The 25,020-nt window shown below is 72.9% G+C and carries 23 protein-coding genes, 1 pseudogene and 2 riboswitches; of the genes and pseudogenes, 15 read left to right on the forward strand and 9 right to left on the reverse strand.

What is annotated here, in order from left to right:
• The 4 genes and pseudogenes from AB0P06_RS12725 to AB0P06_RS12740 form a co-directional block, all read right to left on the reverse strand.
• Positions 1 to 182: pseudogene (locus AB0P06_RS12725) on the reverse strand (ubiquinol-cytochrome c reductase cytochrome b subunit); the annotation flags it as partial.
• A complete protein-coding gene (locus AB0P06_RS12730) occupies positions 179 to 1,237 on the reverse strand; it encodes a Rieske 2Fe-2S domain-containing protein (RefSeq protein ID WP_363607252.1) in 1,059 nt (352 codons plus the stop codon). The pseudogene AB0P06_RS12725 and the gene AB0P06_RS12730, both read right to left, overlap by 4 nt.
• Before the next feature lie 8 nt (positions 1,238 to 1,245).
• Positions 1,246 to 2,055 carry a c-type cytochrome gene (locus AB0P06_RS12735; protein WP_363607253.1) on the reverse strand — a complete coding sequence of 270 codons (810 nt, stop codon included), beginning with the start codon at positions 2,053 to 2,055 and terminating at the stop codon, positions 1,246 to 1,248.
• 187 nt (positions 2,056 to 2,242) lie between these two features.
• The gene (locus AB0P06_RS12740; RefSeq protein WP_360184421.1) at positions 2,243 to 2,863 is read right to left on the reverse strand and encodes a heme-copper oxidase subunit III; all 621 of its coding nucleotides are present in this window, start codon (positions 2,861 to 2,863) and stop codon (positions 2,243 to 2,245) included.
• Between the two features lie 393 nt (positions 2,864 to 3,256).
• Between AB0P06_RS12740 and AB0P06_RS12745 the strand changes: the two genes are divergently transcribed.
• From AB0P06_RS12745 to AB0P06_RS12755, 3 genes are all read left to right on the forward strand, one after another.
• Complete coding sequence (locus AB0P06_RS12745) at positions 3,257 to 3,682, forward strand: hypothetical protein (protein ID WP_363607255.1); 426 nt, start codon at positions 3,257 to 3,259, stop codon at positions 3,680 to 3,682.
• A gap of 128 nt (positions 3,683 to 3,810) precedes the next feature.
• Positions 3,811 to 4,887 carry an anthranilate phosphoribosyltransferase gene (gene trpD / locus AB0P06_RS12750; RefSeq protein ID WP_363607257.1) on the forward strand — a complete coding sequence of 359 codons (1,077 nt, stop codon included), beginning with the start codon at positions 3,811 to 3,813 and terminating at the stop codon, positions 4,885 to 4,887.
• Positions 4,888 to 5,005: 118 nt separating this feature from the next.
• A riboswitch (SAM riboswitch) is annotated at positions 5,006 to 5,123 on the forward strand.
• A 51-nt stretch (positions 5,124 to 5,174) separates the two neighbouring features.
• Entirely contained in the window at positions 5,175 to 6,539 is a 1,365-nt protein-coding gene (locus AB0P06_RS12755) for an aminotransferase class V-fold PLP-dependent enzyme (protein WP_363607258.1), read from the forward strand.
• Between the two features lie 8 nt (positions 6,540 to 6,547).
• Here AB0P06_RS12755 and AB0P06_RS12760 read toward each other — a convergent pair whose 3' ends face one another.
• Both AB0P06_RS12760 and AB0P06_RS12765 read right to left on the reverse strand, forming a co-directional pair.
• Positions 6,548 to 6,829, reverse strand: coding sequence for an Lrp/AsnC ligand binding domain-containing protein (locus AB0P06_RS12760; RefSeq protein ID WP_030240061.1), 282 nt, complete (start codon positions 6,827 to 6,829; stop codon positions 6,548 to 6,550).
• 41 nt (positions 6,830 to 6,870) lie between these two features.
• Positions 6,871 to 7,653 carry a rhomboid family intramembrane serine protease gene (locus AB0P06_RS12765; RefSeq protein WP_363607260.1) on the reverse strand — a complete coding sequence of 261 codons (783 nt, stop codon included), beginning with the start codon at positions 7,651 to 7,653 and terminating at the stop codon, positions 6,871 to 6,873.
• Between the two features lie 202 nt (positions 7,654 to 7,855).
• Between AB0P06_RS12765 and AB0P06_RS12770 the strand changes: the two genes are divergently transcribed.
• The 6 genes from AB0P06_RS12770 to AB0P06_RS12795 all read left to right on the forward strand — a co-directional run bounded on the left by AB0P06_RS12770 (position 7,856) and on the right by AB0P06_RS12795 (position 15,127).
• The gene (locus tag AB0P06_RS12770; protein WP_363607262.1) at positions 7,856 to 8,119 is read left to right on the forward strand and encodes a hypothetical protein; all 264 of its coding nucleotides are present in this window, start codon (positions 7,856 to 7,858) and stop codon (positions 8,117 to 8,119) included.
• A gap of 133 nt (positions 8,120 to 8,252) precedes the next feature.
• The gene (locus AB0P06_RS12775; RefSeq protein ID WP_363607263.1) at positions 8,253 to 9,713 is read left to right on the forward strand and encodes an NYN domain-containing protein; all 1,461 of its coding nucleotides are present in this window, start codon (positions 8,253 to 8,255) and stop codon (positions 9,711 to 9,713) included.
• Positions 9,714 to 9,914: 201 nt separating this feature from the next.
• A complete protein-coding gene (locus AB0P06_RS12780) occupies positions 9,915 to 10,952 on the forward strand; it encodes an NlpC/P60 family protein (protein ID WP_363607265.1) in 1,038 nt (345 codons plus the stop codon).
• A 357-nt stretch (positions 10,953 to 11,309) separates the two neighbouring features.
• Positions 11,310 to 11,464, forward strand: a riboswitch (cyclic di-AMP (ydaO/yuaA leader).
• 10 nt (positions 11,465 to 11,474) lie between these two features.
• A complete protein-coding gene (locus AB0P06_RS12785; RefSeq protein WP_363607267.1) occupies positions 11,475 to 12,641 on the forward strand; it encodes an NlpC/P60 family protein in 1,167 nt (388 codons plus the stop codon).
• A 225-nt stretch (positions 12,642 to 12,866) separates the two neighbouring features.
• Complete coding sequence (locus AB0P06_RS12790; protein ID WP_363607268.1) at positions 12,867 to 13,931, forward strand: NlpC/P60 family protein; 1,065 nt, start codon at positions 12,867 to 12,869, stop codon at positions 13,929 to 13,931.
• 47 nt (positions 13,932 to 13,978) lie between these two features.
• A complete protein-coding gene (locus AB0P06_RS12795) occupies positions 13,979 to 15,127 on the forward strand; it encodes a hypothetical protein (protein ID WP_363607269.1) in 1,149 nt (382 codons plus the stop codon).
• A gap of 23 nt (positions 15,128 to 15,150) precedes the next feature.
• Here the strand turns inward: AB0P06_RS12795 and AB0P06_RS12800 are convergent, their stop codons facing one another.
• Positions 15,151 to 16,575, reverse strand: a complete 1,425-nt coding sequence (locus AB0P06_RS12800) for a glycosyltransferase 87 family protein (RefSeq protein WP_363607270.1) — start codon at positions 16,573 to 16,575, stop codon at positions 15,151 to 15,153.
• A gap of 241 nt (positions 16,576 to 16,816) precedes the next feature.
• Here AB0P06_RS12800 and AB0P06_RS12805 point away from each other — a divergent pair, with 241 nt between their 5' ends.
• A complete protein-coding gene (locus tag AB0P06_RS12805) occupies positions 16,817 to 17,953 on the forward strand; it encodes a glycosyltransferase family 4 protein (protein ID WP_363607271.1) in 1,137 nt (378 codons plus the stop codon).
• A gap of 49 nt (positions 17,954 to 18,002) precedes the next feature.
• Here AB0P06_RS12805 and AB0P06_RS12810 read toward each other — a convergent pair whose 3' ends face one another.
• Positions 18,003 to 19,796, reverse strand: coding sequence for a long-chain fatty acid--CoA ligase (locus AB0P06_RS12810; RefSeq protein ID WP_363607272.1), 1,794 nt, complete (start codon positions 19,794 to 19,796; stop codon positions 18,003 to 18,005).
• 303 nt (positions 19,797 to 20,099) lie between these two features.
• Here AB0P06_RS12810 and AB0P06_RS12815 point away from each other — a divergent pair, with 303 nt between their 5' ends.
• From AB0P06_RS12815 to AB0P06_RS12835, 5 genes are all read left to right on the forward strand, one after another.
• Positions 20,100 to 20,534: an SRPBCC family protein gene (locus AB0P06_RS12815; protein WP_363607273.1), complete on the forward strand. Its 435-nt coding sequence runs from the start codon at positions 20,100 to 20,102 to the stop codon at positions 20,532 to 20,534.
• Positions 20,535 to 20,561: 27 nt separating this feature from the next.
• Positions 20,562 to 21,734, forward strand: a complete 1,173-nt coding sequence (locus AB0P06_RS12820; protein WP_363607274.1) for an ArsA-related P-loop ATPase — start codon at positions 20,562 to 20,564, stop codon at positions 21,732 to 21,734.
• A 159-nt stretch (positions 21,735 to 21,893) separates the two neighbouring features.
• On the forward strand, positions 21,894 to 22,247 hold the full coding sequence (locus tag AB0P06_RS12825) for a DUF5304 family protein (RefSeq protein ID WP_363607275.1): 354 nt from the start codon (positions 21,894 to 21,896) through the stop codon (positions 22,245 to 22,247).
• A 192-nt stretch (positions 22,248 to 22,439) separates the two neighbouring features.
• The gene (locus AB0P06_RS12830) at positions 22,440 to 23,384 is read left to right on the forward strand and encodes an ROK family glucokinase (protein WP_363607276.1); all 945 of its coding nucleotides are present in this window, start codon (positions 22,440 to 22,442) and stop codon (positions 23,382 to 23,384) included.
• A gap of 115 nt (positions 23,385 to 23,499) precedes the next feature.
• Positions 23,500 to 24,258, forward strand: coding sequence for an endonuclease/exonuclease/phosphatase family protein (locus AB0P06_RS12835; protein WP_363607277.1), 759 nt, complete (start codon positions 23,500 to 23,502; stop codon positions 24,256 to 24,258).
• A gap of 62 nt (positions 24,259 to 24,320) precedes the next feature.
• On the opposite strand, the gene AB0P06_RS12840 is transcribed toward AB0P06_RS12835, so the two are convergent.
• Positions 24,321 to 25,016 carry a hypothetical protein gene (locus tag AB0P06_RS12840; protein WP_363607278.1) on the reverse strand — a complete coding sequence of 232 codons (696 nt, stop codon included), beginning with the start codon at positions 25,014 to 25,016 and terminating at the stop codon, positions 24,321 to 24,323.
• Positions 25,017 to 25,020: the final 4 nt, after the last annotated feature.

Below are 25,020 nucleotides of genomic sequence, written 5' to 3' on the forward strand. Positions count from 1 at the left end.
ATCTCGCCCAGCATGAAGGACCAGTGGTCCGGGAAGATCTTGCGGAGGTTGGCCCTGGCCAGGGAGTAGATCCCCAGCCGGCCGTCCGTCCAGTCAGCGGCCTGCTCCCACTTGTTGGCGGGCTTGGCGCGCGTACTGGCGGGCTTGGCGGCACCGGACGTGGTGCTGCTCGCGCTACTCATCGAGCACGCTCCCAGTAGCTCGGGCCGACGGGCTCGTCGAAGTCGCCGGTGGCGACCAGGAAGCCCTTCTCGTCAGTGGTGATCTTCAGCTGCGGCAGCGGGTGGCCGGCCGGGCCGAAGATGACGCGTGCGCCGTCCGCCAGGTCGAAGGTCGACTGGTGGCAGGGGCAGAGCGCGTGGTGGGTCTGCTGCTCGTAGAGGCTGATCGGGCAGCCGACGTGGGTGCAGATCTTCGAGTAGGCGAGGATGCCCTCGAAGCCCTGCTCCCGGGAGCGGTCGTCCTTGATGTCCTCCGGCGCGATGCGCACCAGCATCAGGGCGTCCTTGGCGATCTGCTGCTGGAAGTCCTCGTCGTGGACGTGCAGACCCTCCGGCATGGCGAAGGTCAGCGAGCCGACGATGATGTCCTCGGCCTTCATCGGCGTGTTGGTGTTCATGTTGATGAGCTGCAGCGGCTTGGCCTCGGTGGCCTCGCGCCAGCCGGTGTGCGCCAGCTTGTCCTCGGGCAGCGGGCCCAGGTCGCGGAGCAGGACCACGCCGGAGAGCGGGACCAGCGCCATCGAACCGATGAGGGTGTTGCGGATCATCTTGCGGCGGCCGAAGCCGGACTCGGCGGCACCGGTCTTGAACTGGTCGATGACGTCCGCGCGGACCTCGTCGTCAGCCTCGATCGGGTGACGCTCGGCCGGCACCTCGTGGTCGGACATCAGGGTGCGGGCCCAGTGGACCGCGCCCGCGCCGATGCAGAACAGCGCCACACCCAGGGTCAGGCCCAGCGCGAAGTTCAGCGCGCTGATGTGACCCAGCGGGAAGACGTAGACGATCTTGTCCGGGTCGATGGCCACGTAGGAGGCGATGAAGCCCACGGTGGCGAGCATCGAGACCACGAACATCAGCGAGACCTGGCGCTCGGCCCGCTTGGCGGCCCGCTCGTCGATGTCGGTCCGGCGGGGTTCGTGGGCCGGCAGGCCCGGGTCGGCGAACGGGTCGCCGTGGGCGGCCACCTCGTGGTGCCCGGCGGAGCCGTGCGGCTCCGGCAGCTTCTCTTCTGACATGTCGTGGCTCATGACTTCTTGGCCTTGGTGGTGTGGGCGGCGACCCAGATCGCGACCGCGATGAGCGCGCCGAGACCGAAGATCCAGCCGAACAGGCCCTCGGTCACCGGACCGAGGCTGCCGAGCGTGAGACCGCCGGGGTTGGGCTCATCGTTGGTGGCGTGGCGAACGAAGGCCACGATCTGCTTCTTCTGCTCCTCGGGCATGGTGGTGTCCGGGAACGACGGCATGTTCTGCGGGCCGGTCTGCATGGCCTCGTAGATGTGCTTGGCGTCCACGCCCTCCAGCGACGGGGCGTACTTGCCCTGGGTCAGGGCACCGCCCTGACCGGCGAAGTTGTGGCACTGGGCGCAGTTGGTGCGGAACAGCTCGCCACCCTTGGACACGTCGTCCGGGTTGGTCGAGGTGTACTGCTCCGGGTCCGGCCGCACCGGGCCGGGGCCGAGCGAGGCCACGAAGGCGGCCAGCTGGTCGATCTCCGACTGCGAGTAGATGTTCTTCTTGCGCGGCACCTGGGCGCCGGGCTGCTGGGCCGGCATGCGGCCGGTGCCGACCTGGAAGTCGACCGCGGCGGAGCCGACGCCGACCAGGCTGGGACCGTCGCTGCTGCCCTGACCGTTCAGGCCGTGGCAGGAGGAGCAGCCCACGGCGAAGAGCTTCTTGCCCTCATCGATCGCGAGCGACTGCGCGGCGACGTCGGCCTGCGCCTTGTCGGCGGGCGCGAACGCGGCGTACAGCCCCCCGGTTGCCGCCAGGGCGAGAAGTAGGACGACCAGCGCCGCCAATGGGTGGCGCCGTCGTGCGGAGAGCTTTTTCACGGAATAACCCCGGTGTCAGGATCTGGTCGACTGGTGGGTGCACCCGGCGGCCGGTCTGGCCGGCACGAGGCTGCCTGTTCTAGGGCTGCGCGCGCGGTCGGTCGGTGGGAGCGTCGGCACCGGCAAAGAGGCCCGTCGCCGGTGAGGGCGGGGACCGGAGCCGGTGGCCAGTGACCTGATCAGCTGGTTACTTGATCAGGTAGATGGTCGCGAACAGGCCGATCCACACGACATCGACGAAGTGCCAGTAGTACGACACCACGATGGCTGCGGTGGCCTGCTCGTGCGTGAAGCGCTTGGCTGCGTACGTCCGTCCCAGGACCAGCAGGAAGGCGATCAGACCACCCGTCACGTGCAGACCGTGGAAGCCGGTGGTCAGGTAGAACACCGTGCCGTACGGGTCCGAGGACAGCGAGAGGCCGTCCTTCTTGACCAGCTCGGTGTACTCGAAGATCTGGCCGCCGATGAAGATCGCGCCCATCACGAAGGTGATGACGAACCACGAGCGGAGCTTCTTCACGTCCCCGCGCTCGGCGGCGAACACGCCGAGCTGGCAGGTCAGCGAGGAGAGCACCAGGATCGTGGTGTTGACCGAGGAGAAGGGCACGTTGAGGGCGTGCGCCTTCTCGCTCCAGAACTCGGCTCCCTTGACGGAGCGGAGCGTGAAGTACATCGCGAAGAGGGCCGCGAAGAACATCAACTCGGAACTGAGCCAGACGATCGTTCCGACGCTGACCATGTTCGGCCGGTTGACCGATCCGTGCGCGTGCCCGGTTTCTACTGCTGTTGCTGTCGCCACGACGGACATTATGTCGGTCCCTTATTCCGTCTTCACGCCGGGGGGTGTCCCTCGGAGTGTCCGGTGCGTGCGGTATGCCCCCCCGGGGGCCGACGGGGCGTCCGGATGGCGGCTGAGCAGCGGCGTGTCCCTTTTCTGACGGTTCTTCGAAGGCCCCTTCGACCCTGTTGCCCTGCGTGTCGCTGCATGGTTCGGGGGTGGGTGGGGAGTAAAGGAGGGGCCGCCGTGTCGACCGTACGGGTGACTGCGAGGTCTGGGGTGACGGGCCGTCCTCCGACTGGGTGAGTCGTGGGCGCGGCGGCTTGAGAAGGGATCGCGCGGGAGGGACCGGCGGCAGGTGATCGGGAGTAGCATCCGGATCAGGCGAACGTGGTCCGGATCACACTTGAGGGAGCAGGGCCCATGGCGTACAAGACCGACGAGACGCTCACCGTTCTCGTCTACAGCCACGACCGCAACACCCGCGAGCAGGTGCTGACGGCGCTCGGCCGTCGGCCCGCCGAGGATCTGCCGGAGCTGTCCTACCTGGAGTGCGCGACGACCCCTGCCGTGCTCAAGGCGCTGGAGAAGGGCGGGGTGGACCTCTGCGTCCTGGACGGCGAGGCGGTGCCGGCCGGCGGCCTCGGCCTCGGGCGGCAGCTGAAGGACGAGATCTACGGCTGCCCGCCGGTGCTGGTGCTGATCGGACGGCCGCAGGACTCCTGGCTCGCCGCCTGGAGCCGGGCGGACGCGGCGATCTCCCGCCCGGTGGACCCGGTGGCGCTGGCCGAGTCCGCCGCCACCCTGCTCCGCGCCCGGCTGGAGAAGCGGGCGCCGGTCGCCCGCTGAGCGGTGCCGTCTCACTCCTAGAGAAGGCGGGTGCCGGGGCGGACCGGGGGACCTCGCCGCTCGATAGGCTGATTCCATTCCTACGGATGTCCCCGACCCCGGGGAACCGACAAGAGCTGGAGTCAGCCATGGTGAACGTGCACCCTGCGAACGGCGGCAACGACCCCGCGCAGGTGGTCCGCACCTGGCCGGACATCCTGTCGGCGCTGCTGAGGGGCGAGCACCTGAGCCGGTCGGCCACCGCCTGGGCGATGGACCGGATCATGAGCGGCGAGGCCTCCCCGGTCCAGGTGGCCGGCTTCATGGTGGCGCTGCGGGCCAAGGGCGAGACGGTCGACGAGATCTCCGGCCTGGTGGACTCGATGTACGCGCACGCCGAGCCGCTGGACATCCCCGGCCCGGCCGTCGACATCGTCGGCACCGGCGGCGACCGCGCCAAGACCGTCAACATCTCCACCATGTCGGCGATCGTCGCGGCCGCGGCCGGCGCCAAGGTGGTGAAGCACGGCAACCGGGCCTCCTCCTCGGCCAGCGGCTCCTCCGACGTGCTGGAGAAGCTCGGCATCGGCCTCGACCTCTCCGCGCGCCGGGTCGCCGAGGTGGCGGAGGAGGTCGGGCTCACCTTCTGTTTCGCCGCCAAGTTCCACCCGGCGATGCGGCACGCCGCCCCGGCGCGGCGCGACCTCGGGGTGCCGACGGCGTTCAACATCCTCGGCCCGCTGACCAACCCGGCCAGGGTGACCTCGCACGCGATCGGCTGCTTCGACACCCGGCTGGCCGGGCTGATCGCCGGGGTGCTGGCACAGCGCGGCTCGAACGCCCTGGTCTTCCGGGGCGACGACGGTCTGGACGAGCTGACCATCTCCACCACCTCGCAGGTCTGGATCGTGCGCGACGGTGTCGTCACCGAGGAGTCCTTCGACCCGCGCCAGGTCGGCATCGAACTGGTCGGCATCGAGGCGCTGCGCGGGGCGGACGCGGCGTACAACGCGGAGGTCGCCCGTCGGCTGCTGGCGGGGGAGCACGGGCCGGTGCGGGACGCCGTCCTGCTCAACACGGCGGCCGCGCTGGTGGCGCTGGAGCTGACCGGTGCCCCGCTCGCCGAGCAGCTGGCGGCCGGGATCGAGCGGGCCGCCGAGGCCATCGACTCGGGCGCGGCGCAGGACGTCCTGAAGCGCTGGTCGGAGGCCACCGCCCGGGCGTGAGAAGGCAGTTGGGGCCGGTGGCGGCGGGTCGCCACCGGCCCTTCGGCGTCTTCGCGGGGTGTCCGGATGGTGAAACCGTGTTTGACCGCCCGGCGGGCGCGACCTAGAGTCTTCGCCAGGTCATGAGTGACAGCGCAAAGCCCCAGCTGGCTGTCCGGCAACCCTCCGTCCGTGGCGGGGTGCCCTGGGTGAGGACCGGGTCACGCGGCAAACCGTCCGGGTGGCAAGCGCGGACACCCGGACGACACGCACTCCCGGGGTCCTGGACCCAGAAGGAGTGCATTCCCATGTCCCTCTCCACCGAAATCTGCGCCCCGCTCGCCGTCCTCGGTCAGGACGTTCAGGTCCCGCTGGTCAGTGGCGAGAAGGTCACCTACGCGGCGCTCGACTACGCGGCCAGCTCCCCGGCGCTCCAGCGGGTCTGGGACGACGTCGCCGCCTACGCCCCCTACTACGGCAGCGTGCACCGCGGCGCCGGCTACCTCTCCCAGCTCTCCACCGACCTGTTCGAGCAGAGCCGCCGCACCGTCGGCGAGTTCCTCGACCTGCGCGAGGGTGACCAGGTGGTCTTCACCCGGGCCACCACCGACTCGCTCAACCTGCTCGCCGGGGCCGTCCCGGCCGGCACCCGGGTGTTCGCCTTCGAGACCGAGCACCACGCCTCGCTGCTGCCCTGGCGCCACGCCGGCCTGGCGGTCAGCTACCTGCGCGCCCCGCGCTCGCACGCCGAGGCGGTCGCCGCCCTGGACGCCGCGCTGGCCGAGGCGCCCGAGGGCCCCAAGCTGCTCTGTGTCACCGGCGCCTCCAACGTCACCGGTGAGCTGTGGCCGGTCGCCGAGCTCACCGCGACCGCCCACCGGCACGGCGCCCGGGTGGTGCTGGACGCCGCCCAGCTCGCCCCGCACCACCGGGTCTCGGTGCGCGAGCTGGGCGTGGACTGGATCGCCTTCTCCGGCCACAAGCTGTACGCGCCGTTCGGCGCCGGGGTGCTGGCCGGCCGAGCCGACTGGCTGGACGCGGCAGAGCCGTACCTGGCCGGCGGCGGTGCCACCCGGACCGTGGCCCGGGAGGCCGACGGCTCGGTGGCCGTCCAGTGGCACACCGGCCCGGCCCGCCACGAGGCCGGTTCGCCGAACGTGATCGGTGTCTACTCCATCGCCTCGGCCTGCCGGGCGCTGACCGAGGCCGGTTTCGACGCGCTGGAGGCCCGGGAGCAGCAGCTGATCGCCCGGCTGAAGGCGGGCCTGGCGGACGTCCCGCAGGTGAAGGTGCTGAACCTGTTCGGCGCCGACTCGGCCCGGGTGGGCGTGCTCTCCTTCGTGGTCCAGGGCTGGAACAGCTCGCACTTCTCGGCCGCGCTCTCCGCCGAGTACGGCATCGGCGTGCGGGACGGCCTGTTCTGCGCGCACCCGCTGGTCCGCACCCTGCTCGGCGACGAGGACGTCGCGCCGTCCGAGTGCGGTGCGCCCGAGCCGTCGCTGCCGGGCGAGCGAAGCCTCAACGCGATCCGGGTCAGCTTCGGCGCCGGCACCCCGGACGAGCACATCGACCGCTTTCTGACCGCCGTCCGCGAGCTGGTCACGGACGGGGCGGCCTGGAACTACCGCAACGAGGGCGGCCGCTGCGTCGCGGACACGCGCCGCGCGGGCTGATCGTCCCGCTATTCGTCCAGGCCGAGGGCGAAGGCGGCTTCCAGGTCGTGCTGGGAGTAGGTGCGGAAGGCGATCTGGGTCTCGGTGTGGGCCACCCCCGGGACCTTGTTCAGCCGGCCGGGGATGACCTCGGCCAGGTCGTCGTGCCGCCGCACCCGCACCATCGCCACCAGGTCGTAGCCGCCGGTGACCGAGTAGACCTCGCTGACGCCTTCGATGGCCGCGATCGCCTCGGCGATCTCCGGGATGCGGTCGACGCTGGTCTTGATCAGGACGATGGCGGTGATCACTGTTCGGGCTCCTTTGTGGGGTGCCGCCAGGGTATCGGGCGTCAGACGGGCCGTCGCGGGGGGCGGCCGGCCGGTGTGCAGGCGTACAGGAAGCCGGCCGAGAACCCGATGACATGGACCAGGTAGGCGACGCCGGGGCCGGCCGAGTGGACCGACCACCACTGCAGGGCGAACCAGAGCCCGAGCACCAGCCAGGCCGGGAACCGCAGCGGCAGGAAGAGCAGCAGCGGGACGAGCGTGGTCACCCGGGCCCGCGGGTGGAGCCGCAGATAGCAGCCCAGCGCCGCCGAGATCGCCCCCGAGGCGCCGATCAGCACCGTGGTCGAGCCGGGCGAGTGCGCCTGGGCCAGTGCGAAGCCGTAGGTGGCCAGGCTGCCGGCCGCCAGATAGAAGACGGCGAAGCGGGCCCGGCCCATCCGCTTCTCCACGGTGGGGCCGAAGACGTAGAGGAAGAGCAGGTTGCCCAGCAGGTGAAGCCAGCCGGCGTGCAGGAAGAGCGCGCTGAGCACGGACAGGGCCGGGTGCTTGCCCGGGGTCGGGGCGGCCGGGCAGCCGGGCGCCGGGTCGGGGGCCTCGGCCAGCTGTCCGGCGGTCAGCGGGCGGCCGGCCAGCAGCTCGGCCGGTACCGCGCCCCAGCGCTGCTCGTACCGCTGCTCCGCGCAGACCCTGGCCTGGCCGCGGCCGTAGAGCGGGTTGAGCCCGGCGGCCGGGCCGAGCAGGAAGACCACCGTGTTGAGCGCGATCAGGGCGTAGGTGACGGCCGGGGCGGGCGCGGCCGGGGGCCCGCCGCGTGCGCCGGTGTGGTCGAGGACCGTGATCGCCATGCGGCCAAGCATCCCTCCGCCCGGCGCGGGCGACACCGCGCTGTACGGCAGGTGGGCTACCGTCCCGATCGCCGCGACCGGTGGTCGGGACGGTTGCCTCAGGCAATAGGCTTGGGGCGGGCATTCCCGCCTCCCGCCGCCGACGCCGGGGCTCCGGGGGGAGCGCCTGAGCCCACCCAGGGACCACCCGAGAGGACCCCCGATGACCGTCCCCGCCCTGACCGCTGAGACGCGCTGGCGCTGCACCCTGTGCGGCAACCTGACCCGCTTCGACGTGACCCGCTCCGCCCGGGTGACCGAGTACCTGCACTTCGACCTGGCCGGCGAGTCCAAGGTGGAGGAGACCGAGGTGCTCAGCGAGACCATCGAGTCGGTGCGCTGCCGCTGGTGCAACGCGGTGGACCAGGTCGAACTGGTGGCCCGTCCCGGGGCCGAGGCCGGAGAGGCCGCCGCTGAGCAGGGCTGACGCCCGGTCCGTGGGGTGGACGGTGCGCGGCCGTTCACCGCACGGGGACAATACAGACAGAACGCACGGAGCGTGACGACGAGGGCGACGGCCGCGGGCCGTACCCCGCTGGACGAGGATCGGAGCCGAGGACGTGGTGGACGCAGCGAAGGAGCCCGCCGGGCCGCAGGGGCGGCAGCCCGCTGTGGACGGGCAGGCGCCGGACGCGGCCGAGGCCGCCCCGTCCGGTACCGGGGCCCCCGCCGAGGAGTCGGGCGGTGACGAGCCGGCGGCAGACCGGGCCGTCGAGACGCTCGACCGGCCGCTGCCCGAGGGTGTGCGCCGCCGGGTGGTGGGCCTCGCCGCCGACGCGCTCGGGGGGCTGCCGCCCGCCGAACTGCCGCAGAGCCTGCGGCAGTACGCCAAGTTCACGCCGGCCCGGCGGGCCAAGTACGCGGCCACCGCGCTGGCCGCCGCACTGGAGTCGGAGCCGGCCTTCCGGCTCCGGATAGCGGAGCGGCTGCGGCTGGGCCAGCCGGACCTGGTGAAGGCGCTGGAGGCGGGCCATGTGCCCGGCGCCGCCGACCCGATGGACGTGGCGGCCGCCGCCTATCTGGTGCGGTCGGCGGGCTGGAGCCGGCTGGTCGCCGAGGCGGGGGAGCAGGCCGAGCGGGCCGGCGCCGAGGGCGCCGCCGCCGAGGCGGCCCGGCTGGCGGAGAAGCTGCAGGCGGAGCTGGCGGAGGTACGGGCCTCCGCCCGGGCGGACCTGGACCGGCAGCGGGCCGAGTCGGAGGACGTCCGCAAGGAGGCCGAGTCGCTGCGCAAGAAGGTGCGGTCGCTGGAGAGCGACACCCGCCGGGCGCAGGCGGAGACCCGCCGGGTCACCGCCGAGCTGGAGGCGCTGAGGACGCAGGCGGCCGCCGAGCGCAGCGCGGGTGAGAGTGAGGCCCGGCGGCTGCGGCACCGGATCTCCGAACTGGAGACCGCCGCCGAGCAGGGCCGCCGTTCGGCCCGCGAGGGGCGCAGCGTCGAGGACATGCGGCTGCGGCTGCTGCTGGACACCGTGCTGCAGTCGGCGCAGGGCCTGCAGCGGGAGCTGGCGCTGCCGGTCTCCCAGATCCGCCCGGCGGACCTGGTGGAGGCGGTGGTGCCGGGCTCGGCCTCGCCGCACGACGTGGCCCGGCGCGGGCTGGCGGAGGACGATCCGGCGCTGCTGGACCAGCTGCTGGCGATCCCGCAGGTGCATCTGGTGGTGGACGGCTACAACGTGACCAAGACCGGTTATCCGGCGCTGCCGCTGGAGCAGCAGCGGATCCGGTTGCTGGGTGGGCTGGCGATGCTGGCCCAGCGCACCCAGGCGGAGGTCACCTGTGTGTTCGACGGGCAGGACCTGGACGTGCCGGTGATCATGGCGCCGCCGCGCGGGGTGCGGGTGCGCTTCAGCCGGACCGGGGAGACGGCGGACGAGCTGATCCGCCGTCTGGTGCGGGCCGAGCCGCAGGGCCGGCCGGTGGTGGTGGTCTCCACCGACCGGGAGGTCGCGGAGGGCGTGCGCAAGGCGGGCGCGCGCCCCGTCGCCTCCGTCCTGCTGCTGAACCGGCTGGCCCGGCCCTGATGCCGGAGGGACCGGAGTGACCGCTGGTCAGCGCCCGGTTTGCGGCAGTGTGTGGATCCCGTGAAGTCAGGCCGCCGGTGGAGGTTCACGCCATCGGGGGAGTGGCGGAAAGCGTGGATCTTCACTAGGGTCTGGCGTCAAACCTATTTTCCGGATCCTCACTCAAACGGGTGAGTCCGTTGGAAGAAGGAACCGATCACTTTGGCCTCCCACCGCCGTCCCAAGCAGCCGAGCCGCGCGCGGGTCTCCGTGCTCACCGCTGCCGCTGCGACCGCGGTCGCCCTCTCCGCCCAGGTCGGCGCCCACGCCGCGCCCTCCCCCAAGAAGGAGGACGTGAAGGCGCAGATCGACCAGCTGAACGAGGAGCAGGAGCAGGCGGCCGAGAAGTACAACGGCGCCAAGGAGCGGGCCGACCAGCTGCGCAAGCAGGCGGACCAGCTCCAGGACCAGGTGGCCCGCGGCCAGGACCAGATGACGCAGCTTCAGGCCGGGCTGGCCGAGGTGGCGGGCGAGCAGTACCGCACCGGCGGCATCGACCCGTCCGTGCAGCTGATGCTCTCCTCCGACCCGTCGGGTTACCTGGACAAGGCCTCCAGCGTCCAGCAGGCCAGCTCCAGCCAGTCCGAGGCGCTCAAGGGCCTGCAGGACCAGCAGCGCCGCCTGGACCAGCAGAAGGCCGAGGCGGCCGCCGTCCTCGCCTCCCTGGACAGCACCACCAAGGATCTGAACCAGGCCAAGGCGGACGTCAACCAGAAGCTCAAGGAGGCCCAGACGCTGCTGAACTCGCTCAGCGCGGCCGACCGGGCCGCCCTGAAGGCGCAGCAGCAGCAGGACGACCGGGCCTCGCGCGGCAGCGAGCGCACCGACCTGAGCAGCCTGCCGCAGGCCGGCGGGTACGCCGGGGTGGCCGTCGCCAAGGCGATGAGCAAGCAGGGCTCGCCGTACGTCTGGGGTGCCATCGGGCCGAGCACCTTCGACTGCTCCGGTCTGATGGTCTGGGCGTACAAGCAGGCCAATGTCTCGTTGCCGCGCACCTCGCAGGCGCAGGCCGGCGTCGGCACCCGGGTCCCCTCGCTGGACCAGGCGCAGCCCGGTGACCTGATCATCTACCGCGACGACCGCAGCCATGTCGCGATGTACATCGGCAACGGCATGGTGGTGCACGCGCCGCACACCGGTGACGTGGTGAAGGTGATGAAGGCCGACGCGATGAAGATCAACGCCATCCGCCGGGTCTGACGGTTCGTCGATTGGGGGCAGAAGCCCCCGATCCGGACATTCCCTGATAGGTCGACACGCCCGGCCGGGCCGGCCCGCTGCTGTGATGTGGGACACGCCCCGGTCGGGCGCTCTCGACCCGCATTGTGAGTAATGATCAGCCCCGCGTGCGGTTGTGATCACATTCGGTCATATTCACAAATGAACTTGGGTATTCTTCCGTCTTTTTTCTGACAAGGATTTGAACGGATCACGGTTCTGTTACTAGGGTCATGCCTCGAACCACCGTGCAGTCGATCACCCATCCCGGGTGACGGCGGGGGTTACCGTCGAGTTCGTGAAGCAGCGGGGCAGGTGACTGCCCGACGGGGAGTCCAGCAGTCGGGGACGCTGTGGAGCGGAGCCGGGGAACCAAGTTCCTCCGGGGTGAATCGGCGCCAGGTCGACCGGTGGAACGGTCGGTGAGGCGCCGTAGGGCACGCTTCCGGCCCGAACCCGTCAGCTCACCCGGTAGGCGGACGTAGGAAGAAGGAGTCCGCCTTCGTGGCGTCCCATCGTCGTCCCAAGCCCGCCGGCCGTGCCCGCGTCTCCATCCTGACCGCAGCCGCCGCAGCGGCCGTGGCCCTCTCCGCGCAGTCGGGCGCGCACGCCGACCCGACGCCGACCAAGGATCAGGTCAAGGAGCAGGTCGACAAGCTCAACGAGCAGGCCGAGGTCGCCACCGAGCAGTACAACGGCGCCCAGGCCAAGCAGCAGGAGCTGCAGAAGCAGGTCGGCGAGCTCCAGGACAAGGTGGCCCGCCAGCAGTCGCAGGTGACCGATCTGCAGGGCGGCCTCGCCGAGATCGCCGGCGAGCAGTACCGCAACGGCGGCATATCGCCGACCGTTCAGCTGATGCTCTCCTCCAGCCCGGACAACTTCCTCACCCAGGCCGGCACCCTGACGCAGGCCGGCAGCTCGCAGTCGGGCCAGCTGAAGGAGCTCCAGGAGCAGCAGCGCAGGCTCGACCAGGACCGCACCGAGGCCCAGAACAAGCTCGGCGAGCTGGAGGCCACCACCCAGCAGCTGAAGGCGTCCAAGGAGGAGATCCAGGGCAAGCTGGCCAAGGCCCAGGAACTGCTCAACACGCTGACCGAGCAGGAGCGCGAGGCGCTGCGCGCGGCCGAGGAGAAGGCCGCCGCCGAGGCCAAGGCCAAGGCGGACGCCGCCAAGGCGACCGCGAAGGCCGAGGCCGACCGGGCATCCCGCGACAACGGCCGCGGCGACCTGGGCACCCCGTCATCCTCGCCCGTCACCAAGCCGTCGGCGTCGTCCACGCCGTCCACGTCGTCCGCGCCCAGCGCCCCGGCCGCCAACGGCTCGCGGGCCGCCGCCGCGATCGCGGCCGCCGAGAGCAAGCTCGGCGCGCCGTACGTCTACGGCGCCACCGGCCCGAACTCCTTCGACTGCTCCGGCCTCACCAGCTGGGCGTACGCCCAGGCGAACGTGTCGCTGCCGCGCACCTCGCAGGCCCAGGCCAACGCCGGCACCCGGATCGGCTCGAACATCGCCAACGCCCAGCCCGGCGACCTGGTGATCTTCTACGGCGACAACCACCACGTGGGCATCTACGTCGGTGGCGGCCAGGTCATCCACGCGCCCAAGCCCGGCGCCTCGGTCCGCTACGAGTCGGCCTCCAACATGCCGGTCTCCACCATCGTGCGGCTCTGACCCCGAGTCAGGCTTTCGCAGGCCCGGTCTCCCTCGCGGGAGGCCGGGCCTGCGGCTTTTCCGGCCGGCCGGACGCCTGTCCGATTCAGGGTCAAATATTCGGGTTGGTAGGGGTTTGGACTCGCTCGCCCGGACTCGCTAACGTCTGCCACCGGACACCCGCTTCCAGAGCCGCCCGCACCGGAGCGGCCACAGGCCGGGACGCAGAATTGGAGCCGCAGTCGGATGGCCGTGCACCGCCGTTCCCCACAGTCGGGTGCGCACACCCTCGCCCGCGCGCTGGTGCTGACCGCGGCGGCCACCACCGTCCTGGGCGTGGCCGTGGGCGGCAGCGCCCATGCCGCCCCGGGCTCACCGGACGGGCCGCAGAACCGCAAGGACGTCAAGGTGCGGATCGACCAGCTGTACGACGAGGCCGAACAGGCGTCGGAGAAGTACAACGCGGCGCTGGACGCGCAGCAGCGGCTGCAGAGCGAGGCCGGCACGCTCCAGCAGCAGATCGCCGTCGGCCAGGACGAGCTCAACCGGCTGCGCGGCGACCTCGCCACCGTCGCCGGCGCCGAGTACCGGGCCGGCGGCCTGGCGCAGACCGTCCAGCTGATGCTCTCCACCGACCCCGAGGGCTATCTGTCCCGGGCGCGCTCCCTCGACCAGGCCGCCGAGCGGCAGAACGACACGCTGCACGAGGTGGTGTCGCGCCAGCGCCGGCTCGACCAGCGCCGGGCCGAGACCTCCGCCAAGCTCTCCGAACTGGAGCAGATCCGCCGTGCCCTCGCCGACAGCAAGCAACAGATCCAGCAGCGGCTGGCCGGGGCGCAGAAGCTGCTCAACGGTCTGAGCGCCACCGAGCGGGCCAGGATGGCGGCCCAGGACGCCCGGGAGGCCGAGCAGCGTGCCACCCGCGGTACCGACCGGCTCGACCTCGGGAGCGTCCCGCCCGCCTCGGAGCGCGGTGCCGCCGCGCTGGCCGCCGCCGTGAAGATGATCGGCTCGCCCTATGTGTACGGATCCGCCGGACCGCGAGCGTTCGACTGCTCCGGTCTGATGTACTGGAGCTGGCAGCAGGCCGGAGTGACCCTGCCGCGGACCTCGCAGGCCCAGGCGTTCGCCGGCCGGCGGGTCAGCCTCTCAGACGCGCGACCGGGAGACCTGGTGATCTTCTACCGGGACATGCACCACGTCGGCATGTACGCCGGCGGCGGGGTGATCGTGCACGCCCCCTACCCGGGTGCCAAGGTCCGCTTCGAGAGCGTCAGCGCGATGCCCGTCGCGGGGGTGGTCCGGCTCTGAGGCGGACCGGCCGGACCTCTGCCACCGACGCCGGAGCCCGCTGTGGCGTGCTGTCCCGGCGCGGTGCGCTGCTGCTCGCGGTGGGCGGACTGGCCCAGCTCTCGCTGCCCAGGGCCGCCCCGGCGGCGCCGGTCGCGGGCCGGGTGGCGGATGACGGGGCCGCGGTGGCGGCCCTGCTGACCGAGCGGGCCCAGGCGCTGGCGGGGTCGACGGGCCTGTCGCTGGTCGACCCGGGCTACCGGAACCTGGTGCTCGGCGCCGGTGCCGGGCCGGGCCGGCTCACCGCCGGGGCCGAACTGGCCGTCCGGGTGGCCGGCTACGACGACCAGCCGGTGGTGTACCCGCGCCGGCTCACCCTGCTGCGGACCGCGGCCGGCTGGCAGGTCGAGCGGGAGGAGAGCGCCGGCGGCCCGCCGCCGCTGTGGGACCTCGGCACCCTCCGGGCCGTACGGGGCGACCACTGCCTGGTGCTCGGTCTGGCCGACGGCCCCGATCCGGCGGAGCTCGCGGCCGTGGCGGACCGGGCCGTACCGGCGGTCAGCGCGGTCTGGGGCACCGGGTGGGCGGGCCGCCTGCTACTGGAACTGCCCGCCACCGAGGCCCAGTTCGTCCGGCTGCTGGAGGGCGAGCCGGCCGACTGGACGGGGATGGCGGCCGTCACCACCGCGGCGCCCGGGGCGCCCTGGCACACCCCGGCGGACCGGGTGCTGGTCAACCCCGGGGCGTACCAGCGGCTCAGCGACTTCGGCCGCCAGGTGGTCACCACCCATGAGGCGACGCATGTCGCGACCCGGGCGGAAACCCGGGCCTGGACGCCGCTCTGGCTCTCCGAGGGCGTCGCCGACTGGACCGGCTACCAGGGCTCCGGGCGCCTCCCGCGGCAGATCGCCCCCGAGCTGGCCCGTGACGTCGCCGCCGGGAAGGTGCCGGCCGCGCTGCCCGCCGACAGGGACTTCACCGCCGGCGCCACCGGCATCGCCCAGGCCTACGAACAGTCCTGGCTGGCCTGTGACCTGATCGCCCGCCGGTACGGGCCCGAGCGGCTGGTCGCGTTCTACCGGGCGGTCGGCGCGGCGGGCCCGGGCGCCGACCGGGACCAGCGGCTGGACCGGGTGCTCCGGGATCAACTGGGCCTCGGCCTGGCCGAGTTCACCGGGCTCTGGACGGCCGAGACGGTCCGGCTGCTGGAGCCCTAGCGCTCGGGGCGTCCCGAGCCCCGCTAGCGCCGTTCGGCCCGTGCGCCGGGCCGGTCGATGCCGTCCAGCAGGTCCTGCTCGTACGCGATGCCGGGCCGTACCGGGTAGGAGGCGGTCGTCGGAAGGGGCACCGAGGAGGCCAGCACGACGGTGGGCGGCAGCTGCGCCGGACCGCGGGTGGAGCGCCAGAGCCGGACGCAGGAGAGCACCGTGGCGACCAGCAGCAGCAGGTTGCGCAGGGTCAGGACGGTGACCGCCAGCGGGTCGCTGCCGACCACCTCGGTGAACATCAGCGGGAACTCCAGCAGGGTCAGCGGAGTGGCGGCCAGGACCAGCAGCACCACCGGCCGCTGGCTGCTGCCGCGCACGGTCAGGCAGACCGCCGCCACGCCGACCAGCCAGACCAGGTACTGCGGGCTGATCACCCGGCTGGTCACGGTGAAGATCAGCAGCGCGGTCAGCGCGGCGTCGTACATGGTGGCCGCGTTGCGGCGCTTGGCGGTGAAACGCCAGAGCAGCAGCCAGGCGAAGCCCAGCACGGTACCGGCCATCATGACCTTGCCGACCACGTCCACCCACGGCCCGAGCATCTCGACCGAGCCGTAGTTCATCATCACCCGGCCGTCCCAGGCCCCCGCGATCCGGGCGAAGTGCAGCGGCAGCGCGCCGACCGACTCGACCTCGACGCCGCGGTCCTTCTGGAACGTCAGGAACTCGAACGCGCCGTTCATCCCGGCCGCGAGCAGGAAGCCCACCGCGACGGCGGTGGCCGCCGCGGTCGTCCAGGCCCGCCGGGTGCGCCGGCCGGACGGTGTGCCGATCAGGGCGAGCAGCGGCCAGATCTTGATGATCCCGCCCAGGCCCAGCAGCAGTCCGCCGATCGCCGGGCGGCGGATCAGCGCCAGCAGGCCGGCCACCGCGATCGCGGTCACCACCACGTCGTACCGGTTGTAGATCATCGGGCCGAGCAGCGGCACGCCGGCCACCCAGACCCAGGCGCCGGTCAGCGCCCGACCCTTGCGCAGACCGGTCCGCACCAGCAGCGCCATCGCGACCGCGTCGGCGACCCCGCAGATCACCCAGAACGAGACCAGGTAGGACCAGGGCAGCAGCCCGGGCAGCAGGATGACCAGGGCGGCGCCGGGCGGGTACTGCCAGGTCACGTCGTCCAGCGGGAAGGTGCCGGTCTGCAGCACGCCGTACCAGCCGTGGTAGATCAGCCAGACGTCGGTGGTGATGTCCCCGCCGGCCATCTTCAGGACGCCGGTCATCAGCAGCACCAGCAGCGCCCGGGTGGCCAGCCAGCTCGCGCCGAGCGCGCAGAGCGCCCCGGCGCGCCCGGAGGGGCGCGCGGGTGCCTGCGGGGGCTCCTGGCGGACGGCCAGCGCCGTGCCGGGGCCTTCGGCGCCGCTGGGTGTACCGGACTCGGTGGCCGGGGCCAACTCCACTGCGCTCCCTCGTTCGTCTCGGACGTCCTACCGGAGGCGTCTCGCGACGGACGCCCGGGCCGTCGGTGGTGGGCACGGCGCGTTCGGCCGGGCCCCACCGGCTGCCTAGGTACTAGGACAGGCCCTGGGGTGAAACGGTTGCCGTGCGCGAATCCGTTCCCGGTGGGCCATGGTGTTGACCTATCGTACGGATCACCCAGCGGTACACCGAGCACCCCCCGACCGAGCGAGCCGTGGCCTGATGCACAGAACCTTGATCGTCACCAATGACTTCCCGCCGCGCCCCGGCGGCATCCAGGCCTTTGTGCACAACATGGCTGTGCGTCAGCCCGCCGGGAGCATCGTGGTGTACGCCTCGACCTGGCGCGACGGCACCGAGGTGGCCCGCTTCGACGCCGAGCAGCCGTTCCCGGTGATCCGCGACCGGACGAAGGTGATGGTTCCCACACCCCGGGTCACCCGGCGGGCGGCCGAGATCCTGAAGGCCGAGAAGTGCGACTCGGTCTGGTTCGGCGCCGCCGCGCCGCTCGGGCTGATGGCGCCGGCGCTGCGCCGCGCCGGGGCCGGCCGGCTGCTCGGCATGACCCACGGGCACGAGGCCGCCTGGGCCCAGCTGCCGGTGGCCCGGCAGCTGCTGCGCCGGATCGGCGCGGGCACCGACACCCTCACCTACCTCGGCGAGTACACCCGCTCCCGGATCGCCGACGCGGTCGGGCCCGAGGCGGCCGCGCGGATGGTCCAGCTGCCGCCGGGCGTCGACGAGCGGACCTTCCACCCCGACTCCGGCGGCGCCGAGCTGCGCCGGCGGCTGGGTCTGGCGAACCGTCCGGTGGTGGTCTGCGTCTCCCGGCTGGTGCCGCGCAAGGGCCAGGACACCCTGATCGAGGCGATGCCGCAGATCCTCGCCGACGTGCCGGACACCGTGCTGCTGATCGTCGGCGGCGGCCCGTACCAGGCGGACCTGGAGAAGCTCGCCGACGCCCGGGGGGTGCGGGCCGCGGTGCGCTTCACCGGCGCGGTGCCGTGGTCGGAGCTGCCCGCGCACTACGGCGCCGGGGACGTCTTCGCGATGCCCTGCCGGACCAGGCGGGGCGGGCTGGACGTGGAGGGCCTGGGCATCGTCTACCTGGAGGCCTCGGCGACCGGCCTGCCGGTGGTGGCGGGGGACTCCGGCGGCGCGCCGGACGCCGTGCTGGAGGGTGAGACCGGCTACGTGGTGCCCGGCGGATCGGCGCAGGCCGCGGCCGAGCGGATCGTCCGGCTGCTGAACGACGAGGAGCTGCGCCGCCGCCTCGGCGAGGCCGGACGGCGCTGGGTGGACCGCTCCTGGCGCTGGGACCTGCTGGCCGGGCGGCTGACCGCGCTGCTGGCGGGCTGACGGCGCGCGCGGGCCCCCGCCGGGGCGGGGGCCCGGAGACAGCGGGAGGTCAACGCTGGTAGAGCGCCTCGATGTCGGCCGCGAAGTCCTTCAGCACGAGGGTGCGCTTCAGCTTGAGCGAGGGCGTGAGGTGCCCGCTCTCCTCGGAGAACACGGTGTCCAGCAGCCGGAACTTCTTGACCGCCTCGGCGTGCGAGACGGCCGCGTTGCCGTCGTCCACGGCGGCCTGGACGGCGGCCAGCAGGTCCGGGTCCTCGCTCAGTTCGGCCAGCGTGGCGGTGGCCGGCTTGCCGTTCAGCTCCTTCCACTTGGGGAAGAAGTCCTCGTCCACGGTGACCAGACAGGCGACGAACGGCTTGCGGTCGCCGACCACCATGACCTCGCCGATCAGGGCGTGCGCCCGGATCCGGTCCTCGATCACCGCCGGGGCGACGTTCTTGCCGCCCGCGGTGACGATGATCTCCTTCTTGCGGCCGGTGATCGTCAGATAGCCGTCGGAGTCGAGCGAGCCGAGGTCACCGGTGGAGATCCAGCCGTCCTTCAGCGCCTCGGCGGTGGCCTCCGGGTTGTTCCAGTAGCCGGTGAACACCTGCGGGCCCTTGAAGAGGACCTCGCCGTCCTCGGCGATCCGGACGGCCGAGCCGGGCAGCGGCTGGCCGACCGTGCCGATCTTCGGCTTGTCCCACGGGTTGAAGGCGGTGGCCGCGCAGGTCTCGGTCAGGCCGTAGCCCTCCAGCACGGTGAAGCCGATGCCCCGGTAGAAGTGGCCGAGCCGCTCGCCGAGCGGCGCGCCCCCGGAGATCGCGTGGGTGGCCCGGCCGCCGAGCGCGGCGCGCAGCTTGCTGTAGACCAGCTTGTCGAAGATCTTGTGCTTGATCCGCAGCACCGGGCCCGCGCCGGCGCCGTCCAGCGCCCGGCTGTAGGCGACGGCGGTGTCGGCGGCCTTGTCGAAGATCTTGCCCTTGCCGTCGGCCTGGGCCTTGGCGCGGGCGGTGTTGTAGACCTTCTCGAAGACCCGGGGCACCCCCAGGATCAGGGTCGGCCGGAAGGCCGCCAGCTCCGCGGTGACGTCCTTGATGTCCGAGACGTGGCCGAGCTTGATCGGGGCCATCGCGGGGGCGATCTCGGCGATCCGGCCGAGCACGTGGGCCAGCGGCAGGAACAGCAGTACGGAGCTCTCACCGGTGCGGAAGAGCGGCGCCAGACGCTCCACCACGTTGCCGCACTCGGCCAGGAAGTTGCCGTGGGTCAGCTGGCAGCCCTTGGGGCGGCCGGTGGTGCCCGAGGTGTAGACGATGGTGGCGATCGAGTCGGCGGTGGCGACCGAGCGGCGCTCGGCGACGGTGGTGTCGGCGACCTTCCGTCCCGTCTCGGCCAGCGTGGCCAGCGCGCCGGCCTCGATCTGCCAGACGTGCCGCAGCTCCGGCAGCCGGTCCCGGACCTCGCCGACCACCGCGACGTGCCGGTCGGTCTCGGCGAGCACGGCGACCGCGCCGGAGTCACCGAGGATCCACTCGACCTGCTCGGCGGAGGAGGTCTCGTACACCGGCACGGTGATCGCGCCGGCCGACCAGATCGCGAAGTCCAGCAGCGTCCACTCGTACCGGGTACGGGACATGATGCCCACTCGGTCGCCGGGCCGGATGCCCGAGGCGATCAGGCCCTTGGCCGCGGCGTGCACCTCGACCAGGAACTGGGCGGCGGTCAACTCCTGCCAGCGGCCGTCCACCTTGCGGCTGAGCACCACGACGTCCGGGTGCCGCTCGGCGTTCTGGTGCACGAGGTCGGAGAGGTTACCGCCGCTCGGTACCTGGTAGAGGGCCGGAAGGCTGAAGTCGAGCAAGACTGCTCCTCGTTCGCGACGCTGCGGGACGGCAGGACGTTACTGCTCGGTAGGCAGCTTCGACCAGGGGGGTCGGCTCCGGTGTTCGAAGTGTCACACCTTTACCGGGTCCGACCAGGCCGTGACCGGGTCGTTCGAATGGCACCCTACGGCAGCACCGACGTGACCGGCCGGTAGCCCGCACCGCCGCCGGTCGCCCGGGGAGCCGAGCGGATCGCCGGTCGCGATAGCCTGCTCCGGGCGCACCCGACCGAGCACCCTCGGCCGGACCAGCAGGTTAGGGACGACGCGGAGGGCCATTCCATGGCGGAGCACACCAGGTCGAGCATCACCATCGACGCGACCCCGGCCACGGTCATGGCCGTGATCGCGGACTTCGCCGCCTACCCGGCCTGGACCGGCGAGGTCAAGGAGATCGAGGTGCTGGGCACCGCGGAGGACGGCCGCGCCGCCGAGGTGCGCCTGCTCCTCGACGCCGGCGCCATCCGCGACGAGCACGTCCTCGCCTACACCTGGGACGGTGACCGCGAGGTCTCCTGGACGCTGGTCCGCAGCCAGATGCTCCGCTCGCTGGACGGCTCCTACACGCTCGCCCCGCTCGACGGCGGCCGCACCGAGGTCACCTACCAGCTCGCCGTGGACGTCAAGATCCCGATGCTCGGGATGATCAAGCGCAAGGCCGAGAAGGTCATCATCGACCGGGCCCTGGCCGGCCTGAAGAAGCGCGTCGAGGGCTGACGCCGAGGAAACGGGGGGCTGTTCGGTATGACGGCACAGCGCACCATCCTGGTCAGCGGCGACGCGGCGGCCCCCACGGTGGCCGCCGCCACCGCCCTGCACGCCGCCGGACAGGGCCGGCGCACCCTTCTGCTGGCCGCCGACGACCCGCACCGCACCCTGGACACCGTCCTCGGCACCCGGCTGGAACCGGAAGGGACCCCGTACGCGCCCGGGCTCACCGTCGCCCGGATCGACGAGCAGGCCGCCTTCCGGCACGCCCTCGGCGAGATCGGCGGCCGGCTGAAGCCCGCCCTGGACCTGCTCGGTGCCGAACCGCTCGACCCCGAGGAGCTCACCGCCCTCCCCGGCACCGCCCGGCTCGCCCTGCTGCGCGCCCTGTCCGCCGTCGACGCGGACGTCCTGGTGGTGCTCGCCCCGCCGCCCGCCGAACTCGTCGCCACCCTCGCCCTGCCCGAGCAGCTGGAGCGCTACCTCGCCCGGCTCGCTCCCGAGCAGCGCCAGGCCGCCCGGGCGCTGCGCCCGCTGCTGGCCGGCCTCGCCGGGGTGCCGATGCCGGCCGACTGGCTGTACGAGGCCCGGGCCAAGGCGGTCGCCGCGCTGGCCGAGGCCCGCGCGGCGATCACCGCGCCGGGCACCAGCGTCCGCCTGGTCACCGCCGCCGACGGCCACCCGTACGAGGAACTGCGCCGGGTGCGCGCCGGGCTCGCCCTGCACGGGCACCGGCCGGACGCCGTGGTGGTGCACGGCGCGCTGCCGGACGGCGCGGCCGACTCGCCCGACCCCTGGCTGGCCGGGCTGGCCCGGCGCCGGCGGGAGGAGCTGGCCGCCCTCGTCGCCGCGAGCGACGTCCCGGTGCTGGTCACCGGCCTTGCCGAGGTCACCCTGGAGGCCGTCGCCGACCGGCTCTACGGGGCCGGCCCCGGCCCCGCGCGGCTCGCCCCCGAGCCGTGGACGGTCGAGGACCGGCTCGCCGAGGACGGCCTGCTGGTCTGGCACCTCGTTCTGCCCGGCGCCGAGCGGGCCGACCTGGACCTGGTCCGGCGCGGCGACGAACTCGTGGTCGGTCTCGGCGCCCACCGCAGGGTCCTCACCCTGCCCTCGGCGCTGCGCCGCTGCACCGTCGCGGGCGCCGGTCTGTACGACGGGGTGCTCGCGGTGCGCTTCGCCCCCGACCCGGCGCTCTGGCCCCGGGGCTGAGGTCCGCCCGGCCGGTCCGAGAGCCCGTCCGAGCCGGTCCTGAGCCGTGCCCGCGCGGGTTCCGCGCCCGGCTCCGCGCCCGCACGGGGCCGCCCGGCCGGTCCGGTAGCGTCGGGGCAGGTGGCCGCGGGTGCGGCCACAGCTGAGGAGGCGCCCGCGATGACCACCACCGACCGGACCGAGCCGACCGCCGAGCAGGGCGGCCAGGAGGGGCACCCGTTCGGGCCGGAGCTGGGCCCGCTGGTGGACGAGGTGCGCCGGCTCGCCACCGCGGTCGGGCAGAAGGCCCAGGAGGCGGGCGCCGAGACCCTGATCTCGCTGGCCGGCCTCGCGGACCAGCTGCGTGAGAAGCAGCCCGAGGTCTACGGCCATCTGGCTGCCGCCGGGGGTGAGCTGCTGGCCGCCTACCGGGCCGCCGTCGCCGGCCACGAGCACCGCTGGACCGCCGGCCGGAGCGCCGGCAGCGAGCGGATCGACCTCGACACGCCTGACGGGCCGTCCGACAAGGAGTGAAGTCGCGAGTGTCCTGTGGTGACACTGTGCTTCAGGTGTCTGACGGAACGGATGCGACTGTACGACTTTTGAAGAATTCGGCCGGGTTGGCGAATGATTGTCTTCGGTTAATGTATGCGACGGTGTGCACGGGGGGCAGGGTTGGGCGGTACCGTTCCGTCCAGCGGGAACGAGTGAATAGCTGAGGGACACATGGCTCTGACCATTGGCGTCGATGTCGGCGGGACCAAGATCGCGGCAGGCGTGGTGAACGAGGCCGGCGAGATCCTGGCCCGGACCAGGGTGCCCACCCCGGCCGACCCGCAGTGGGCGGTCGACGCCATCGCGCAGGCCGTGCGCGAGCTCAAGGAGGAGTACCCCGACGTGGCGGCGGCCGGTGTCGGCGCGCCCGGCTTCGTCGACCGCGACCGCTCCACGGTGATCTTCGCCCCCAACATCGACTGGGAGGACGAGCCGCTGCGCTCCCGGATCGAGGAGCTCACCGGCCTCGGCACCGTCGTCGAGAACGACGCCAACTGCGCAGCCTGGGCCGAGTTCCGCTTCGGCGCGGGCGCCGCGTACGAGGACATGGTGCTGATCACCGTCGGCACCGGCATCGGCGGCGGCATCGTCCTGGACGGGCGGCTGCACCGCGGCCGGTTCGGGGTGGCCGGCGAGATCGGCCACCTCAACATGGTCCCCGACGGCCTGACCTGCGGCTGCGGCGGCAAGGGCTGCTGGGAGCAGTACGGCTCGGGCCGGGCGCTGCGCCGCTACGGCCGGGAGAAGTCCGCCGCCGACCAGATCCGCGGCAAGCGGATGCTGGAGCTCAACGACGGCGTCGCCGAGACCATCCGCGGCATCCACATCACCCAGGCCGCCGAGGAGGGCGACCCGCTCGCCCTGGAGTGCTACGCGGAGCTGGCCGACTGGCTGGGCCGGGGCATGGCCGACCTCGCCGCGCTCTTCGACCCGGGCGTCTTCGTCCTCGGCGGCGGCGTCTCCGACTCCGGCCGGCTGCTGCTGGACCCGGTCGCCAAGGCCTTCGAGCACTATCTGACGGGTGGGGTGCACCGCCCGCGCGCCGAGGTCGTGCTCGCCTCGATGGGCTCCGCCGCGGGCATCGCCGGGGCGGCCGACCTGGCCCGCACCCGCTGACCCGACCTTCTCCGCCGGTGGCGGCGCGGACCGGGGCCGAAGGGCTCCCGGCCGTGCCGCCACCGGCGTGTTCCCCTGCTGCCGTACGGTCGTCACCGGACGAAAGGGGAGGACCATGACCACCGGCTCGACCGGACTGCCGCCCTCCGGCCCTGGGCCGGACGGCTCCCGCCGGGTGCGGCTGCTCAGCTACAACATCCGTTCGCTGCGCGACGACCGGCAGGCCCTGGTGCGGGTGATCCGGGCCTGCGAGCCCGATCTGGTCTGCGTCCAGGAGTCGCCGCGCTACTGGCGGCCGCAGGGCCAGGCCGCCTGGCTCGCCCGGCGCACCGGCCTGGTGATCCTGGCGGGCGGCGGCCGGATCGCGGCCGGCCCGCTGCTGCTCGGCCGGCCCGGCACGGACGTCCTCGCCGTCCATGACCGGCTGTTGCCCAAGACCCGCGGCCTGCATGCGCGCGGCTTCGCCTCCGCCCTGGTCCGGGTGGCCGGGTCGGCGCCGTTCACCGTCACGAGCTGTCATCTGAGCCTGGACGCCGATGAGCGCCTGGCCCAGTTCGAGCTGCTGCTCGACCAGGCCGGGATCGCCGAACTCGGCGTCGTGGCGGGAGACTTCAACGAACACCCGGACGGTCGGGGCTGGCGGCTGCTGGCCGCCCGGCTGCGGGACGGCCACCTCGCCGCGCCCTGGGGCGGCACCTTCACCTCGGTACCGGAAAACCCCTACCAGCGGATCGACGCGGTCTTCACCACCCCCGGCATCCAGGTCCTCGCCTGCGGCGTCCCGCACGGCCTGCCCGGCGTCGGCGAGGCCGACCTGCGGGCCGCCACCGACCATCTGCCGGTGCTCGCCGTGCTGGAGCTCCCGGCCGGCTGAGCCGCCGTCGGGGGCGGGAGGCCCGCTCCCGCCCCGACGGGCGGAACTCAGACAGGTGGAACTCAGACGACCGCGCCGCCGTGCGGGTCCTCGGGCTCGTCGTCGTCCCGGTCCTTCATCCGGACCACCAGGGTGGCGAAACCGCCCAGGAAGGCCGTGACGCCGACCCAGGCGGGCCAGCCGGAGACCTCGCGCCAGACCACCGCGTCGAACAGCAGCAGCGCCGGGCCGCCGAGCACCGCGAGCCAGGCGAACTTGGCGGTGACGTCGGCGGGCGGCAGCGGTGGCGGCTCCGGCGGGACGAAGTGCCCCTCGTCCGTCTCCTCGGCCAGCTCGAAGTCGCGCGGGCCGGAGCCTGCCGCCGGCATCACCGGCCGGGTCGAGCGGGGGCGGGGCTGCGGCGCCAGGTCCGCGAGGTCGCCCGGGCCGGTGCGGTTCTCGGTGCCGTCCTTGAAACCGCCCTTGAGCTCGCCGCGCGCCCGAAGGTCCTCGATTTCCGGCCAGTTCGGGTTGTTGAGGTCGACGGGATCGTCGAACTGGGCGACCAGCGCGGCGAAGATCTCGTCCTGCTCGGCCTGGCTGCGCTCGGGCGCACGCCGCGCCCGGGGCTCCTCGGGCGTCGCCGGGCCGGCGCCGTCCGCCGCGGGAAGCGCCTTCGCGCCGTCCGCCGTCCCCCCGCCCGCCGTGCCGCCGTCCTTTGCCACGCCGTCCTCGCGGGGTGCCTCGTCCTCGCCGCCCGCCGTGCTGCTCTCGTGCACTTCC

The organism is Kitasatospora sp. NPDC088351 (genome assembly GCF_040685575.1).
Classification (GTDB): Bacteria; Actinomycetota; Actinomycetes; order Streptomycetales; family Streptomycetaceae; genus Kitasatospora.